This is a genomic window from Kallipyga massiliensis ph2 (assembly GCF_000311985.1).
Lineage (GTDB): Bacteria > Bacillota > Clostridia > Tissierellales > Peptoniphilaceae > Kallipyga > Kallipyga massiliensis.
In genome coordinates, this window is the sequence record NZ_HE978585.1 from 1,409,506 (window position 1) to 1,426,291 (window position 16,786).

Here is a 16,786-nt window from a genome sequence, read left to right on the forward strand (position 1 = left end):
GGTAATTTTTTCCTCGATAGTCGTTTTCAAACTTATTTCATCTTCATCGTATAGTGGCCCAATCCCCTGGGAAAATGCTGGCCATCTTTTTCCCCGGGTCCTTTTGGCAATTGAAGATTCCCTTTCTTCCATTGGGCGGCTACTGATCCGGCCTCCCCCTCCCCCCGGTCGATGACTAGGAAACGAGAGGTCAGCCCCCGGACCAGGTCCGGCTTGATCCGGAGGTCCATGAGGTCGGGTAATAGAAGGCGGCTGAACCGGCCTGTACGGATAAGCTCTCTGGCCCCGAAGTCATCCTCCAAATAGAGGTCCTTGCGAAATGGGCAGGTTTCACAATCCCGGTCATTTTGGCAGCCCTTGATGGTTGATGCAGGGCAATGACGGAGGACCATCCCTGTCAACCGTCCATAGACGGGGAGGAGCCAGGGCATGGGATAGGTAAACAGCCCCTCATATTCCTCAGTCATGAGCTCCGTCGAGGGAATGACTGCCCGGACCCGGTGGAGGAAGGCTTCCTCGCCAAGGAGGGTCTCCCACTCTTTCCGGAGGCTATGGGCCGCCCAGGCATTGAAGACCTGAAGGCCGGGACCAAGGACGAGGTCCTTATCTCCCGGAAGATCCCCCACCCTCCCCCATTCGTTGATGGTCGGAAGGTAGACTCCCCGGGCTATTTTCAGGGCCTCCCCGGCCCGGTCCAGAAAGTCTTGGAAATGCCGGCTTTCCAGGAGTTCAGGGATGACCAGGAAGACTTCCTTGCCGGCCTCTATCCAGTCGGACACCAGGTCAGGATCTTCAGTGATGAGGATATCCATCCCCTCCCTTTCGGAAGGGGAATAGGCAGAAGGTCCCCGGTTGGTCCAAAAGTATAGGCTGGTCCCGCCCCCTTCATCCAGGGGCCAGGAGGTCCGGTCCCGGTCCTCCTTCAGTAAAGCCAAGCGCTTTCGAAGGGTGGACCGGTCCAGGGTAGGACGGGAAAGAGAAGTCATTTCTTCCAAGAGGAGGTCCACCCCCTTCCGGCGGAAGGCGTTGATGGACCCCATGGGGAGGAAGCCCTCCCCCTCCATATCAATATGAAGATCATCCAGGATGAAGGGGGTATTGCCCAACTTAGCCAGGGACTTGGTCAGGTCCTCCCGGGAAAGGGGGCGGTTTTTGGCCGGATCCACCCGGTCCCCTTCCAGCCGGATAGTCCGTCCCCCGCCGGTAAATGAGGCAGTCAGGGGCCGGCCAACTTGAAAGGAGAGGTCGATATTCAAAGGGATCCTTTCCGGGCCATCTTCCTTAAGATCCTCCTCCAGGGCAGACCGGACCAGGCCGGTATAAATGGCATAGACCGGAACCCCTTTGACCAGGTCAGGATAGTCAGGGAAAAAGAGGGCCTGACCCCGGCGGACGTCCTCCGTCAAGCTAAGGGGGAAGGTTGACCGGCTTCCTTCAACCCGGATTTGGTCCCCCTCGTGGAGGTCCCGGTTGGGCCGGAAGAAAGGCGTATCCCCTTTTCGGTCCATTTGACCCAGGTAGATCCCATTCGGGTCATCTTTGGGATAGGCGACACTTCGGCCGAAATCACCGAAGAAATAGCCTTGGGTGAAAGGCCGGTTGGTCATGAGGGCCAGGGGGGTGGGATCAGGATTTTTGCCCCGTAGAGCCTCTCGGTAGGCCCTAACCGCCGCATAGACGTATTCCGGCTTTTTCATCCGCCCTTCAATTTTAAGCGAATGGATCCCCATGTTCCGGTAGGTCTCCACCCGGTCCAGGGTCATGAGGTCCCGGGGAGAGAGGTAGCTGTCTCCAGGCCCAAGGACCCGGCCATCCCCCCTCTTTAGGAGGTAGGTCTTCCGGCAGGGTTGGGCGCAGCGCCCCCGGTTGCCCGACCGGCCACCGGCAAAGGAGGAGAGGAGGCACTGACCCGATTGGGCCATGCAGAGGGAACCGTGGACAAAGACCTCCACTTCCAGGTCGGTCTCTTCCAGAACCAAGGCTACCTCTTCTTTGGTCATTTCACGCCCCATAACCAGGCGGTCCAGCCCTCTTTGCCGGGCCAGGCGGGCCCCGGAAAGAGCATTGACGGAAAGCTGGGTGGACCCATGGAGGGGGAGGTCGGGAAGGAGGGCCCGGGCCAGGGCGATCAAGCCGGGGTCTTGGATAATAATGGCATCCGCCCCCAGCTCATAGAGGTCGACCAGGAGGTCAAAGGCCCGGTCCACCTCCTCCTCTTTTAGGGCCGTATTGACCGTCACATAGACCTTGATCCCGGACAGGTGGGCCGTGCGGATGGTCGCCTTGAGCCCTTCTTCCGTAAAGTTTTGAGCATAGGCCCTGGCTCCAAAAGAAAGGCCGGCCAGATAGATGGCATCGGCCCCGGCTACAAAGGCAGCCCGGGCCATGTCATCATTGCCAACCGGCGCTAAGATTTCAGGAAGGAAGGTCTCCTTCCTTTTTTTATCCTTGGAAATATTGACCAATCAGGGGCTCCTTTACCGGTGGGTCCGCTGGTACTCTTGAAACTGCTTGGACAGGAGGAGGATCTTGTCCTCGGATGCCTTGAGATTTTCCCGGAGAGCCTTGAGGTCTTCCTCCCGGTCGATGGAGGCTTCCTCTTGGCGGTGGATCCGGTCCTTAAGCTCCTTATTTTCCGCCTGGAGGGCCCGGACCTCTTCCTCAAGACCCGCTTTCTCCTCCTCCACTTCCCTTAATTCATCCTGGGCCAGGAAGAGGTCATCGGTCATGTTCATCATGGCCAGGGTGGTCTGCATGGTCTTGTTAAAGCGGAGGTCGGACCGGTTAATTTCTCCGATTTTCCAGTTGACATAGTCCGTCACCCGCTCCATTTCTTCCTTATTTTTCCGGCTCTTTAAGACATATCGGTCCCCATTGATGGTGACCTGCATCCGGTTGACTTCCCGATCTTGGCCTGACATGGCTTCCTCCTCTCCGCACTGAAAAAAATTGGCTCTTAGAATCGGTTGGACCCGCCCACTTCTTCCAGGCTCTCCCGAATTTCCTTCATCTTTTCATTGATCTGGGCATTGGTCAAGGTACCCTCATCCGAAGCCAGCTCCACCCGGAGTGTGATGGACTTCTTTCCTTGGGGGATCTGGTCTCCCCGGTATTCATCCACGAAAGAGACCGACTCGACCTTTCCGACGATGGGTTTAATAATAGCGGACCAAGCCATACCCTCATCAAAGACCAGGGAAATATCCTGGAAAACATGGGGATAAAGGGGAAGGCTTTGGTAGCGGTTGCTTCGGGAATCAAAGGGGGTCAGGACCTCCACATTCAAGCAAACCAGGCAGGCATCATGGTATTTCAGATCCATATCCCGCTTGACCATGTTGGACACCAGGCCCATGGACCCGATGGACTTGCCCCGGTAGAAAATGTTGACCCAGGCGTTATTGTCCGCCCATGATGGTTTGGTCTCCTGGCGGAAGATCAAGGGATCGATTTGGACGGCCCGGGGCATGGCTTCCAGGATCCCCTTGCCTTCATAGAAAAGGTCCTTGGCATCCTGACCGACCAGGGCCAGGCAGAGTTCCCGGTGCATGAGGGGAAGGGTCTCCGCCTCCTCCGAGGGATGGCTCTCCCCCGGCTCATAGACCTGGGCCAACTCAAAGATCTTGAATCGGTCATAAAAACGGACATTGGATACAACGGCATCCATGAGGTTGGCGGCCAGGCTCCGGCGGAGCTTGGCCTGGTTGGGGGCCGGAGGCTGGGCCAGGGTCAGGCACTTTTCCTCAGCCATCCCCATGGCAGAAAGGCTCTCCTCCCGAGACCAGGGATAGGTCATGATCTCATAGGCTCCGGCCTGGAAGGCCAGGAATTCACGGATAGCCCGGTCCAAATCCTCTTTTCTTTGGTTGACAGCCTTGGTCAGGGCAATCCGGGGGGCTTTCAGGTCAAAGTTCTCATAGCCAATCATCCGGGCCACTTCTTCCAGGATATCGTCAGGGAGGGAAACATCCCCTGTGGACCGCCAGCTGGGGACCAAAACCCGGTAATGGTCGTCCTCCTCTTTCTCCAGGGAGAAGCCCAGAGGTTGGAGAAGAGCCTCAACCTCTTCCCCATCCACTTCACGTCCCAGGCGGTCGGAGAGCCAGGTCATGGAAATCTTCACTTCCTCCTGGCGAGTCTCCTCCAGGGTCAGGTCGGAATAGGCCAAGGCCTTGGCTTCCGGGAAAAGCTCACGGAAAAGGGCCATGGCCACTCCCAGGGTCTGGTCCATCCGCTGGGTGTCCAGGCCTTTTTCATGGCGCTGGGAGGCTTCCGTCCGGATTCCATAGCGCTGGGCGGTCTTCCGGATCATCTGGGGCTTGAAGTTGGCGATCTCCAGGACGGTTTCCTTGGTGGAAGCCTGGATGGAATCATGGGCCCCACCCATACAGCCGGCCAGGCCCAGGGCCTTATCCTCATCGGCGATGACAATATCCTTATCGGTCAGGTGGAGTTCTTTTCCATCCAAAAGGGTCAGGTCCTCCCCTTCCTCGGCCCGACGGACCTTTAGACCTCCGACAATGTGGTCCTCATCGTAGGCGTGGGTGGGCACTCCCGTCACCATCATCATGTAGTTGGTCCAGTCGACCAGGGCATTGATGGGACGGATGCCCACCTTCATCAGAGAAGTTTGGAGCCAGAGGGGGGACTTCCGGTCGTCCACCCCACTCAGGTGGAGGGCCAGGAAGCGATGGCAAATTTCCGGATCTTCAATGGAAAGGGGAAAATCCTCCAGCTCATCTTTGTCAAAGAAGTCCCCGGCATCCGGGAGGGCTTTCAATGGACGGTGGTAGATGGCGGCCAGCTCCCGGGCAATCCCGTAGTGACCCCAGAGGTCGGGCCGGTTGGTCAGGGACTTATTTTCAATTTCGATGATGAAGTCATCCAGGCCGAGAAGGTCAGCAATATTGTCCCCGGCCCGGAAAGTCATCTGGGGCAGGGATTCGGTGAGGTCGACGATGTGGTGATCTTCCGGGGCAGGGAAAAGGTCGGACAAGCCCACTTCACTGGCTCCGCAGATCATCCCGTAGGAGTCGACTCCACGGAGCTTGCTTTCGCTGATCTTGACGGGCTCCCCCTCCCCATGCCAGACAACCCGGGCTCCGGGCAGGGAGCAGATGACCGCATGCCCTTCGATTAAGTTGCTGCCTCCGCAGACGATTTGGACATCCTCTCCCCTGCCGATGTCCACCAGGCAGACCCGGAGACGGTCAGCGTCCGGGTGGGGGCTGACCTTCCGGATGATCCCAACCACAATATTTTGGTATTTTTCACGGAGGTCCGTGGTGGATTCCACCTCCACCGTCCGCATGGTCAGGTCATAGGCCAGGTCTTCCATGGTCAGGTCTTGGGGCAGGTCAACATAAGTATTCAACCATTTGTAGGATATGAGCATACTTCCTCCTAACGGAACTGTTTCAGGAAACGCAGGTCCCCTGAGTGGAAGAGACGGACATCATCCACCCCATAGCGCATCATGACCAGGCGGTCCAGGCCGATGTTGATATAGAAGCCGGACCAGACCTCAGGATCCAGGCCCGCCGCCTTCAAGACATTGGGATGGGGGGACCCGCCCGGCATGACTTCCAGCCAACCGCTGTGGTGGCAGGTCCGGCAGCCCTTACCCATGCAGACCTGGCATTCCATGTCGATTTCAAAGCCCGGCTCCACAAAGGGGAAGAAGCCGGCCCTCATCCTTGTTTTGACCGGGTGGCCGAAGACTTTTTCCAAAATCGTGTCAATAAGGAGCTGACCTGAAGCAAAGGAGAAGTTCTTGTCGACAATAAGGGCTTCATATTGGGAGAAGGCCCGTTCATGGTTAGCGTCGGTCGTCTCGTTCCGGAAAACCTGGCCGGGGTAGACGAAACGAGCCGGCGCCCCGTGCTTCTTGAGATAACGGACGGACGCCCCGGTCAAATGGGGGCGGAGGGCCAAGCGTTCGTAGCCCTGCTTGTCTTCTGTCCCCTCCAGCCAATAGGTATCCATGGTCTCACGGGCAGGATGGTTGGGAGGAAAATTCAAATTGTCGAAGGCATACTTTTCCGAAGAGATATCATCCTCGGAGAAAATTTCGAAACCCAAAGAAAGGAAGGCGTCGTTGAGGTCGTACATCATCTGGGTGATCGGATGGAGGGCGCCGGTCTCCAGGGCCTTGCCCGGACGGGAAAGGTCCAAGGCCCCATCCACGACGGATGAGTTGGCTATAATTTCCGTTTTCCGGTCTTCAATCGCCCGGTAAAGGGCCTGCTTGGACAAGTTGGCTTCCTTCCCCAGGGCCTTCTTTTCCTCCCCCTTGAGGTCTTTAATCCCTTTTAAGACCTCGGTCAGGCTTCCTTTTTTCCCCAGAACCTTGACCCGGAGGTCTTCCAGGTCCTCCAAACGGTCGGCCGATTGGATGGCTTCCTGGGCCTCCTCCACTAATGCTCTGACTTCTTCGATCATATTTCCTCCTCATCGGTAAAGCGAAGGCAGGGCCCGGACTCGGACGCCGACCATCGACAATGATGCTTGGTAACTAACAAATTATTATATCGTAAAAGAGGGAATCCTTCACCCTTCCCATTCCCCAGCCCCATCAGATGGTTGAAAAGTAGGCCATGAGGATGGCTCCCGAAACAGCCGCATTTAGGGATTCCACCTGGGGGGCCATAGGGATGGAGACCTTCCCATCCAAGGCCGCCATAAAACCCGGTCGGATGCCCTGACCTTCCGACCCTACCACCAGGGCCAGAGGGGGATCCTTTTTGGGGAAAAGTCGGTAGTCCTCCCCCTCCATATCCGCTCCCAGCCAGGGAATGCCGCTTTCTTCCTTCCATACCAGGGCATCTTTTTCACTGGACCGGCAAATTTCCAGGCGGAAGGAGGCCCCCATGGAGGCCCGAAGGACCTTTTCATTGGAGGGGTCACAGGAATCCACCAACAAGACCCGGTGAAAGCCCAAGGCTTCTCCTGTCCGAAGGAGGGTGCCCAGATTACCCGGATCCTGAATGCCGTCAAGGACCAGGTAAAGGCCCGGTTGACGGAAACCGGAAAAGCCCGAGCCGGATCCCGGTTCTCGGATGACCGCTAAAATCCCATCCGAGTTTTCCATGGAGGAGAGGTCTTCAAAGAGGGCATGAGGCAGGAGGACGGCCCGGTCCTTCACCCAACCGGCGATTTCCTGGCTGATGTAGTCTCCTCCCCCGGAACCCAGGATCGCTTTTAACTCATTTTCCACCTTTATGGAAATATCTTCTTCAAACTCCGCTTTTTCCCGGTGGCGTTCCTTGAGATTGGCAATAAAAAGCGGCAGGGTCCGGTCCATCTTGTCCCGGTCAATGACCAAGGCTTCCATATCCATGCCCGAAAGAAGGGCCTCCACCACCAATTTATGGCTCTCCACCAGGAAAGCTTCCTGCTTCTTCCGGCCATGGACCGTTTTCAATTTTTTCCAGGCCTTGTAGCGGCCATTACCGGCTGAATCGATCCGGTCCATCCCTTCCTCCTATTCCTCTTCTTCCTTGGCACGGTGGTCCAAGTTAAGGATGTCTTCCTGCTTGCCCAGGACATAGACCCGGTCCCCCACTTCAAAAGTCAAATCTGTGGCGGGGTTGAGCATGAGGTCTTCTTCCCTCTGGACAGCAATGATGGTCACGTTGTAAACCATCCGGACGCCGATATCACCCAAGGTCTTTCCGATCCAGCTGTCAGGAACGGGGAGGTTGGAGACCGAATAGTCGGAGGATTCACCGAGGGCATCAAAGAGGGATCCGCCGGCCAGCTTGTGGGCCAGGCGGGACCCCATTTCCTTTTCCGGGAGGATGACCTTATTGGCCCCTACTCGTAGAAGAATCCGGGCATGGCGCTCGGACATGGCCTTGGCAATGATGTAGGGGACTTCCTTCTCCTTGCAGATGGTGACCGCCATAAGTGCGGCCTCGAAGTCTTCGGTCAGGGAGATGATGGCGCAGTCGACATTGGATATCCCAATGCCGTCCAGGGTCCCTTCCTGGCCCACATCCGCTGTCACTCCATAGGTGACAAATTCGGCCATCTCATTGACCTTGTCCTCATCATAGTCCACCACGAGGACTTCCTTCCCCAGGGAGGCCAGTTCCTTAGCGACATTACTCCCGAACCGTCCCAATCCTAAAACCGCAAAGCTATCAAAATTTTTCATCATACTCTCCTTATCCGATCATAACGGACTCTTCCGCCACCCGGTGTCCCCGATACTTGGCCGGCCGCAGGAGGGCACCCAACATGGTTACCGGTCCGATCTTCCCAAAGACCATGGTAATGGCCACTAAGATTTTGGACAGGGCATGGAGGTTTCCGGTAATCCCCCGACTCAAGCCCACTGTCCCATAGGCCGAAATCACTTCAAAAAAGAGGTCCAAAAATTCTTTGTCGGCTTCCACCAGCTGGATAAGAAAACCGACGATGGTAATCCAAAAGATAGAAGCGGTAAAAAGGATCAGGGCCTGTTGGAAGTTTTCCCGGGTGCAGTTCCGGTGAAAAACAGGGAGGTCCCGGGTATGGCGAACGCGGGCAATCAGGCCAAGGACCAGGACCGCCATAGTTGTCGTCTTAAGACCGCCGGCGGTTCCTCCGGGTGAACCTCCGATAAACATGAGGAAGCAGGAAAAGAGGGAGGAAGGCCGGGTCATGGCCGCCTGGTCGAAGGAAAAGAATCCGGCAGTCCGGAGGCTGGCCGACTGGAAAAAGGCATTCAGGGTCTTCTCCCCCAAACCCATTCCACCGATGGTGGAAGGATTCCCATATTCCATGAGGAAGATGCCCAGGGTGCCCAGGGTCAAGAGGAGAAGGGTCATAGCGGTGACCATTTTCGTTTGGAGACGGATCCTCTTGGTCTTCCGGAAGAAAAAATCGATGTAGACGACATAGCCCAGACCGGCAACGATAATGAGGGCAGCTATGGTCAAGAGGACCACGGGGTTGGAGGAATAGTCCGATAGGGATACCGGCCCCAGGGGGTCAAATCCGGCGTTACAAAAGGCGGATATGGACAAGAAGATGGCGTAAATAAGGCCTTTGACCAGGCCAAATTGAGGGACCATCTGGCTAGCCAGGATAAGGGCCCCTAACCCCTCGATCAGGAAGGTGGCTTTGAGGATAAATTTCAAAAAACGAACCAGACCCGTTAGCTCATCCTCATTTTTTTCCTCCATGAAAATGACCCGCTGGCTCATCCCCAACTTCCTCCCCGTCAAAAGGGCCAGGGCGCCGACCGCCGTCATGACCCCCAGCCCTCCAAGTTGGATTAAGAGGAGGATGATGGCTTGGCCCAAGGGGGACCAGAAAGAGGCCGTGGTAACCGGAGTCAGGCCGGTGACACAAACGGCGGAAGTCGAAACAAAAAAGGCATCAACGGGTGAAGTGAAGTTCCCCTCTGCTGATGAAAAGGGCAAGCAGAGAAGGAGAGTCCCGATCAGGATGACGGTCAGGTAGGCGAGGAGGAAGAAAAGCGGAGGGGACTTTTGAATTCTCTTGAACAAGCGTTTTTGAAAGTTCACTTTTTCTTCCTCTCTCCGGCACGAGTCACCAACCAATTCAGGATGGCCTGCTGGGCCTCATCTTTTTCGGCCATCATCTCCGGATGCCACTGGACGAAAAGGAGATCCTGACGCTCCTCGCCTTCCAGGGCTTCCACCAAGCCGTCCCGGCTTTTGGCGACCACCTTCAGGCCCTCTCCCACCTTCTTTACCGCCTGGTGGTGGAAGGAATTGACCCAAAGCTCCCCGCTTCCCACAATCCCTTCAAGGATGGAGCCTTCTTCCACACGAACCTGGTGGCTCCCATAAAATTTTGGGATGGACTCATTGCTATGGACAATTTGACTCTCATACTGGCTGGGAATATCCTGGAAAAGGGATCCTCCCCGGGAGATATTGAAAACCTGGATCCCCCGGCAGATACCTAAAATCGGGAGTCCTTCCTGGACATAAGCCATGCGGGCCAGGTCCAATTCCTGGATGTCCCTCTCGGGAACGGTGGAACCCAGCTCTTTTCGGCTGTCCTCACCATAGAGAGAGGGCATGGGGTCCGTCCCTCCTGTGAAGATGAGGCCGTCCACCAGGCCAAGATAGGTCTTTCTTAACTCAGAATCGCCGGTATAAGGAATAATAAAGGGTATTCCTCCTGCTCTTTCAACGGAAGAGATGAAATCATGGTTTATCACATCATAGGATTGTCCGGACACTCCAATATGAAGCATAGGGCCCAACCGGTCATCAGGCGTGTAATGACCGGTTATCCCAATAAGTGGTCTTTTTTGCATGAATAGGGGCCTTCCTTTCTATAACCGCTAAGCATGTCTATTTTAATAGATAGTCGCCTTCATGACAATGAAATTGGAGGGGAAGCTCTTGACAGATGGCCGAGAGGCCTTTACAATAAGAGCGTTGAAGCAGGGTTCCCACTCTCACCGACAGCCAGGGCTCGTTCGGTTACTCGTGAAAACTTCCACCTTGACCTATTCAAGGTCTTTTCCAGTGGTAATGAGTATAGTGGGCACTTTGTCCGCTATTTTTTTATTTTTAGGAGGTGCACCATTAAGGAATTAATCATCAATGAGCAGATTCGCGCCCAGGAAGTCCGCTTGATCGGTGATGACGGCGAGCAGATCGGCATCATCCCCATTGAAGAGGCCCAACAGAGGGCGGAAGAGGCACATTTGGACCTGGTCCTCATGTCCCCCCAAGCCAAACCTCCGGTGGCCAAGCTCATGGATTACGGCAAGTTCCGTTACGACTCGATTAAGAAGCTCAAGGAACAGAAGAAAAACCAAAAGACCAAGGAAACCAAGGAAATGCGCCTCTCCCCACGGATCGAGCAGCATGACCTGGAAACCAAGGCCGCTAAGGTCAAGGGCTTCCTGGAGGGTGGAGACGCCTGCAAGATCTCCGTCCGCTTCCGGGGACGTGAGCTGGGTCATAAGGACTTAGGTCGTGAGGTCCTGGACCAGTTTGTCGACTTGGTTGGTGATAGCGGGGTTATTGACAAGAAGCCGACCATGGAAGGTCGCAATATGGTGATGTTCCTCGAACCCAACCCTGATAAAGAGTAGATAGGAGAAAACAATGGCAGCCAAGAAAATTAAAAGAAAAACCCATAGAGCCTCCGCTAAGCGTTTCAAGAGAACCGGTTCCGGCAAGCTCAAGCGCTGGTCCTCAGGCATGAACCATATTACTGGCCATTACCCCCAGAAGACGGTTCGCAAGCTTCGTCATTCCAAGATGGTCCATAAGTCGGATATGAAGCGCATCGATGATATGTTGCCCCGTTAGGATGGAGGTAGGAAATGGCAAGAGTTAAAGGTGGCGTTAACGCCAAAAAGAATCATAAAAATGTATTAAAGCAGGCCAAGGGTTACTTCGGTTCCAAGCATACCCTTTACAGAACAGCCAACCAGGCCGTCATCAAGTCCATGCAGTATGCCTATGTGGGACGGAAGCTTCGCAAGCGCCAGTTCCGCCAACTCTGGATCGCCCGGATCAATGCCGCCTGCCGGTCCAACGGAACCAACTACTCCCGCTTCATGGCCGGTCTCAAGAAGAACAACATTGAGATCAACCGGAAGATGCTCTCCGAGATGGCCATCCATCAACCCGAGGACTTCAAGGCCCTGGTTGACCAAGTGAAATAATGGAATGACAATAAAAACTGAATAATAACAGTGACCAAAAACTCTTGCCCTGATCAGGGTAAGAGTTTTTTTATCTTAATCATAGGACAACTGACATCAATGACACATCCATAGAAGTCAATGCGAACACCCTTTCCTTTCCTATAGAGAATAAAAAGGATTTTCGGGATGGTATTTCTAAAGAAGTTGATGTTTTTGAAGTTCAGGCTTCCCTATTTCCTCTTCACTGTAAACTTGCAAATATCAATGATAAAGAGAGTACTTTTTCTGACCTCGAAGCATATGATCAACTGACCATAAAGCTTGCTGAACATTAAACTGTATTGGATAAGAGAAAAAGGGGCTGTGTCAGAACGAGCAAATCGTTCGACATAGCTCCTTTTTTAGACTTTCCTTATTCGTGTTATTTCAATAGAGCCTCATAAATTTGAACCAGCTTGCGACCCGTCTCTTCGATCGACTTGGACGCCGCTACCTGGTAACCTGCTTCTATCAAGCTGGGCACTCGCCCCTCCAGGATCGCTTTGATTTTTTCTTCAAAGTCGTCCACACTACGCCCCTTGTAAAGCTGGACCCCTGCTTGATAGTCCTCCTCAAAAATAGGAATATCCCGCACTAAAATCGGACTTCTGCAAGCCAGGGCCTCCAAAAGGACGATCCCCTCCGTCTCTTCTCGGGTTAAGAAGGTATAAAGGTCGGCTCCACAGTAGGCTTCCCGAAGGAGGTCACTTGAAATATACCCTGGACAATGAAGGTTTGGCGTTTTCTCTTCCAGCAACCGCTTGATCTCCGGGCTCATCAGGGCGCGATCCAGCTTGCCAAACCAGACAAATTCGTACTGGGGCAGTCTTTGAGCCAGCCTGATGAAATCATCCATGCCCTTGCGCTTGATCGGCAGGCCCACGGATAGGATCGACTTTTTACTGGGGTCAAGCTGATAGCGTTTGTAAAAAGCGCTCCGCTCTCCCCCTCTTGCCCGCCAAAAGGAAAGATCAATCCCGTTGGAGACCACTTTAATGGGGCGGTCCAATCCGTAGGTTGATAGGATCCCTCTGGATTAGGTCGTAGGGGTTAGAACCACATCACCCCGCTTATAACAATGGATCAGCCACCGTTTAAATAGCAGGGCCAGCTGATTGCTGAAAATAAAGGAGTTTTTAAAATCCTCCTTGGTGGAGTGGGCATGGTAGACCACTTTTTTTGCCCATCCGGTGGGCTTTTCGGGCAAAGCGCACAGAGGCAGGAAAAACCGTATTGATATGAACCAGGTCAAAATCCTCCGTCTCATCGGTGGTAAAATTGCAGCCGACCCGGCTTAAAGCTTTTTTCTGATGATCGATCGCCTTGCCCACCCCGGATTGCTTGACCTTTTCGTAGTCCCTGGCATAGAGTAAAATCTTCATCGTACATGCCCCTTCAGGGTCTTAGATTCGCTGGGTAATCTGCTCCTTCAGCCAGGCCTTGAATTCTTCAAAGGGAATGGTTTCGCTATCTTTCTCCCCATGACGGCGGATGGAGACGGTCTTGTTTTCCACCTCATCATCCCCGACCACGATCTGGAAGGAGGTCTTGGCCAGCTGGGCATCGCGGATCTTCTTGCCAAGGGTCTCTTCACGAAGGTCCAGGTTAACCCGGCCACCGACCGCTTCAAGTTCTTCCTTCATCTTCTTGGCATAGTCTCCGTGGGCCTTATTGTTGACCGGGATCAGTTCCACTTGAACCGGGGCCAACCAGAGGGGGAAGTTCCCGGCATACTCTTCAATCAGGATCCCGATAAAGCGCTCGATGGAGCCCAGGACCACCCGGTGGATGAGGACGGGGCGGTGTTTTTCGCCGTCCTGACCGATGTATTCAGCCTCGAAGCGCTGGGGCAACTGGAAGTCCAGCTGGACCGTTCCGCACTGCCAGGTTCTTCCGATGGTATCTTCCAACTGGAAGTCAATCTTAGGACCATAGAAGGCGCCGTCGCCCTCGTTGATGGTGTATTCCTTGCCCATATGCTCCAAGGCCCCCTTCAGAGCATTGGTGGCCCCTTCCCACTCCTCATCGGTTCCCATGGAATCCTCCGGACGGGTGGAAAGCTCGATGGTGTACTTGAAGCCCATCTTTTTGTAGACCATATCGATCAGGTCGCAAATCCGCTTGACCTCATCTTCAATTTGATCCATAGCCAGGAAGATATGGGCATCGTCCTGGGTGAAGTTCCGGACCCGGAAGAGGCCGTGGAGGGCGCCGGAAAGCTCATGGCGGTAGACATTGCCCAGCTCCGCCAAGCGAAGGGGTAGGTCACGGTAGGAGTGGGGCTGGGAATTGTAAACCAAAACGGAACCCGGGCAGTTCATGGGTTTGATGGCGTAGTCTTCCCCATCGATCTTGGTGGTATACATGTTCTCCCGGTAGTGGTCCCAGTGACCCGAAGTCTCCCAGAGCTTGCGGTTGAGGATCTGGGGGGTGGAGATTTCCAGGTAATCCGCTTTTCTATGGATCTCTCTCCAGTAGTCAATCAGCTCATTTTTAATGACCATCCCGTTGGGGAGGAAGAAGGGGAAGCCGGGACCCTCTTCCATGAAGGTGAAGAGGCCCATTTCCTTGCCGATCTTCCGGTGGTCACGCTTTTTGGCTTCTTCCAGTCGTTCCAGGTATTCATCCAGGAGTTTCTTCTTGGGAAAGGAGACGCCGTAGATCCGGGTCAGCATCTTGTTGTGCTCATCGCCCCTCCAATATGCACCGGCCAGCGAAGTCAACTTGAAGGCCTTGATTTCTCCGGTGTTCTGGATATGGGGGCCGGCGCAGAGGTCGATAAAGTCCCCCTGCTGGTAGAAGGAAACTTCTTCCTCTTCCGGCAGGTCTTCAATCAGCTCTACCTTGTAGGGTTGATTGTGTTCTTTCCAATAATCGATCGCTTCCTGGCGGGGTTTGGAAAAGCGGACGATGTCCAGTTTTTCCCGGACAATTTTCTGCATTTCTTCTTCAATCTTGGCCAGGTCCTCTTCTGTCAAGACATCCTCGCCGAAGTCGATGTCATAATAAAAGCCGTCTTTAATGGCCGGTCCAATGGCAAACTGTGCCTTGGGATAGAGGCGGGTAACCGCTTGGGCCAGGAGGTGGGAGGAGGAATGGCGGAAGGCGTGCTTGCCCAGGTCATCGTCAAAAGTAGCAATTTCCAGCCGGTCTCCGTCAGATAAGACGTCGCGAATATCGGCATCTTCCCCATTGATTTTTGCCGCCAGGGCATTCCGGGCCAGGCCCTCGGAAATGGCCTTGGCTCCATCCAGAGCCGAAGCCCCTTCCTGAAGTTCTAATTCTGATCCATCCTTACAAATAATTTTCATGGCGCTTCCTTTCCGAAAATTCCCGATTCATCGGTAAGGGGACTAGATGGGTCGGGGAGCCATTCAGTCCATAAAAAAACACGATGACGGTCGTATAGGGACGATCGTCATCGTGGTTCCACCCTACTTTATTCTTCATTCCAGCGGTGATCGGAGGTGGTCTTCAGACACCGAACTTTGGATAGGACTCTCAGCCTTGGCCCATCTCTCTGTTTTTCCGCTCCTGGTGCTTACTCTTCTCGTCAACTCACCATATTCAGATATTGCTATTATACTCATTTGGCCAGGGCTTGACAAGATTTCTTGAAATGAATCTTTCCTTATCGCTCATCGGCCTCATCCAAATCCGCCAAAAGCCGGACAGCTTCTTCAATGCTGTAGGTGGATTGGTCCCCGGTCGTCAGGTTTTTCATGGAGATCTTTCCGGATTCCCTCTCCGCTTCACCGATGATGATGGCATAGCCGGCGCCCAACTTATCCGCATAGGAGAATTTCTTCTTCATCTTCCCGCTTTCCGTATAGAGCTGGCAGGTCACGCCTTCCGCCCGGAGTTGGTTTAGGACCGAGACGGCAAAATCCCCGTCTTCTTCCGACATGGGAAGGATGAGGGCCCGGATGAATTGATCCTCTCCCCAGTTCACCAAATTGGCCTGGCTGAGCTGGTAGAAGAGCCGGGTCAAGCCGATCGATATGCCCACCCCCGGGAAGTTCTCATTGGAGAAGTTGGAAGAGAGGTTGTCATAGCGTCCTCCCGAACAAACCGAGCCGATGGATTCATGACCCTTAATAAAGGTCTCATAGACCATGCCCGTATAATAGTCCAACCCCCGGGTAATGGAGAGGTCGATTTTGATGTTGTCTGTGGGAATGCCCAGGGCCTGCATGTGGTTGTAGACTTCGACGAAGTCCTCAAAGCCCCGGCTGAACTCCTCCTTCATTTCTCCGGATTCATTCATGGCCCGAAGCTTGTCGATGGTCTTTTCGTTGGACCCGGCATCCTCGATGAAGTGGAAGATCCGGTCGATCTGGTCCGAGGTCTGTCCCAGATCCTCCAGGATCTCCTGAACCCCTTCTTTCCCGATCTTACCCAGCTTATCCACAGCCCGGAGGGTCTCCTCCAGGTCCTCCACCCCAATGGAGAGGAAGAAGCCATTTAAAAGCCTCCGGTTGTTGATGTGGAAGCAGGCCTGGGTCAAGCCCATATCCTTGAAGATATTGTAGATGACCGCCGGAACCTCAGCATCGTTCCAAAGAGAAAGGGACTGGCGGCCGATGATGTCAATATCAGCCTGATAAAACTCCCGATAGCGACCCTTCTGGGACCGCTCTCCCCGCCAAACCTTGGAAATCTGATAGCGGCGGAAGGGGAAGGCCAGATCCGCATTGTGCTGGGCCACATAACGAGCCAGGGGAACGGTAAGGTCGAATCGAAGGGCCTGGTCCTGGGAGTGGTCATCCCGTTCAATGCGGAAGACCTGCTTGGCCGTCTCTCCCCCACCCTTGGAAAAGAGAATTTCCGTTTTTTCAATGGCCGGGGTATCCAGGGGCCAAAAGCCGAAGGCCTGAAAGTTCTTCTCGACAATGGCCTTCATCCGGTTGAAGCGGACCTGGTCCTCCGGAAGAAGCTCCATGAAGCCGGAAAGAATACTCGGTTGAATAATATCCATACTCATCTCCCATCTAGGAAAAGGTGGCAGGCCACCTTTTTCAAAAAAAGTTTTCCTCCCAATTGATGGCTAAATTATACCAAAGCTGCCGTCAAAAAAAAAGTTGGCCCATGGGAAGAAGGGCATGCCGGCGGCTTCCA

The 16,786-nt window shown here is 54.3% G+C and carries 15 protein-coding genes; 3 read left to right on the forward strand and 12 right to left on the reverse strand.

Annotated elements, in window-relative coordinates; all coding sequences use genetic code 11:
• Positions 1–32: 32 nt before the first annotated feature.
• From HGKM_RS06430 to HGKM_RS06465, 8 genes are all read right to left on the reverse strand, one after another.
• Entirely contained in the window at positions 33–2,465 is a 2,433-nt protein-coding gene (locus HGKM_RS06430; RefSeq protein WP_019134516.1) for a peptidase U32 family protein, read from the reverse strand.
• A gap of 12 nt (positions 2,466–2,477) precedes the next feature.
• The gene (locus HGKM_RS06435; RefSeq protein WP_019134517.1) at positions 2,478–2,921 is read right to left on the reverse strand and encodes a cell division protein ZapA; all 444 of its coding nucleotides are present in this window, start codon (positions 2,919–2,921) and stop codon (positions 2,478–2,480) included.
• Positions 2,922–2,956: 35 nt separating this feature from the next.
• Entirely contained in the window at positions 2,957–5,395 is a 2,439-nt protein-coding gene (pheT, locus tag HGKM_RS06440) for a phenylalanine--tRNA ligase subunit beta (protein WP_019134518.1), read from the reverse strand.
• An 8-nt stretch (positions 5,396–5,403) separates the two neighbouring features.
• The gene (locus HGKM_RS06445; RefSeq protein ID WP_019134519.1) at positions 5,404–6,441 is read right to left on the reverse strand and encodes a phenylalanine--tRNA ligase subunit alpha; all 1,038 of its coding nucleotides are present in this window, start codon (positions 6,439–6,441) and stop codon (positions 5,404–5,406) included.
• 133 nt (positions 6,442–6,574) lie between these two features.
• A complete protein-coding gene (locus HGKM_RS08310; RefSeq protein WP_019134520.1) occupies positions 6,575–7,474 on the reverse strand; it encodes a TrmH family RNA methyltransferase in 900 nt (299 codons plus the stop codon).
• A gap of 9 nt (positions 7,475–7,483) precedes the next feature.
• A complete protein-coding gene (locus tag HGKM_RS06455) occupies positions 7,484–8,158 on the reverse strand; it encodes a potassium channel family protein (protein ID WP_019134521.1) in 675 nt (224 codons plus the stop codon).
• A gap of 10 nt (positions 8,159–8,168) precedes the next feature.
• On the reverse strand, positions 8,169–9,515 hold the full coding sequence (locus HGKM_RS06460) for a TrkH family potassium uptake protein (RefSeq protein ID WP_019134522.1): 1,347 nt from the start codon (positions 9,513–9,515) through the stop codon (positions 8,169–8,171).
• Positions 9,512–10,279: a gamma-glutamyl-gamma-aminobutyrate hydrolase family protein gene (locus HGKM_RS06465; RefSeq protein ID WP_019134523.1), complete on the reverse strand. Its 768-nt coding sequence runs from the start codon at positions 10,277–10,279 to the stop codon at positions 9,512–9,514. Before HGKM_RS06465 ends, HGKM_RS06460 begins: the two co-directional genes overlap by 4 nt.
• 285 nt (positions 10,280–10,564) lie before the next feature.
• Between HGKM_RS06465 and infC the strand changes: the two genes are divergently transcribed.
• The 3 genes from infC to rplT are packed head-to-tail and all read left to right on the forward strand — an operon-like array spanning position 10,565 to position 11,647.
• Entirely contained in the window at positions 10,565–11,068 is a 504-nt protein-coding gene (gene infC / locus HGKM_RS06470) for a translation initiation factor IF-3 (protein ID WP_245550627.1), read from the forward strand.
• Positions 11,069–11,081: 13 nt separating this feature from the next.
• Positions 11,082–11,288, forward strand: coding sequence for a 50S ribosomal protein L35 (gene rpmI / locus HGKM_RS06475; RefSeq protein WP_019134525.1), 207 nt, complete (start codon positions 11,082–11,084; stop codon positions 11,286–11,288).
• A gap of 14 nt (positions 11,289–11,302) precedes the next feature.
• Positions 11,303–11,647: a 50S ribosomal protein L20 gene (rplT, locus tag HGKM_RS06480; protein WP_019134526.1), complete on the forward strand. Its 345-nt coding sequence runs from the start codon at positions 11,303–11,305 to the stop codon at positions 11,645–11,647.
• Between the two features lie 403 nt (positions 11,648–12,050).
• Here the strand turns inward: rplT and HGKM_RS09195 are convergent, their stop codons facing one another.
• The 4 genes from HGKM_RS09195 to hisS form a co-directional block, all read right to left on the reverse strand.
• Positions 12,051–12,677, reverse strand: a complete 627-nt coding sequence (locus HGKM_RS09195; protein WP_342633175.1) for a glycosyltransferase family 4 protein — start codon at positions 12,675–12,677, stop codon at positions 12,051–12,053.
• Between the two features lie 127 nt (positions 12,678–12,804).
• On the reverse strand, positions 12,805–13,050 hold the full coding sequence (locus tag HGKM_RS09200; RefSeq protein ID WP_342633176.1) for a hypothetical protein: 246 nt from the start codon (positions 13,048–13,050) through the stop codon (positions 12,805–12,807).
• A gap of 21 nt (positions 13,051–13,071) precedes the next feature.
• Positions 13,072–14,979: a threonine--tRNA ligase gene (gene thrS / locus HGKM_RS06490; protein ID WP_019134528.1), complete on the reverse strand. Its 1,908-nt coding sequence runs from the start codon at positions 14,977–14,979 to the stop codon at positions 13,072–13,074.
• Positions 14,980–15,299: 320 nt separating this feature from the next.
• Entirely contained in the window at positions 15,300–16,646 is a 1,347-nt protein-coding gene (hisS, locus tag HGKM_RS06500) for a histidine--tRNA ligase (RefSeq protein ID WP_019134530.1), read from the reverse strand.
• Positions 16,647–16,786 lie beyond the last annotated feature (140 nt).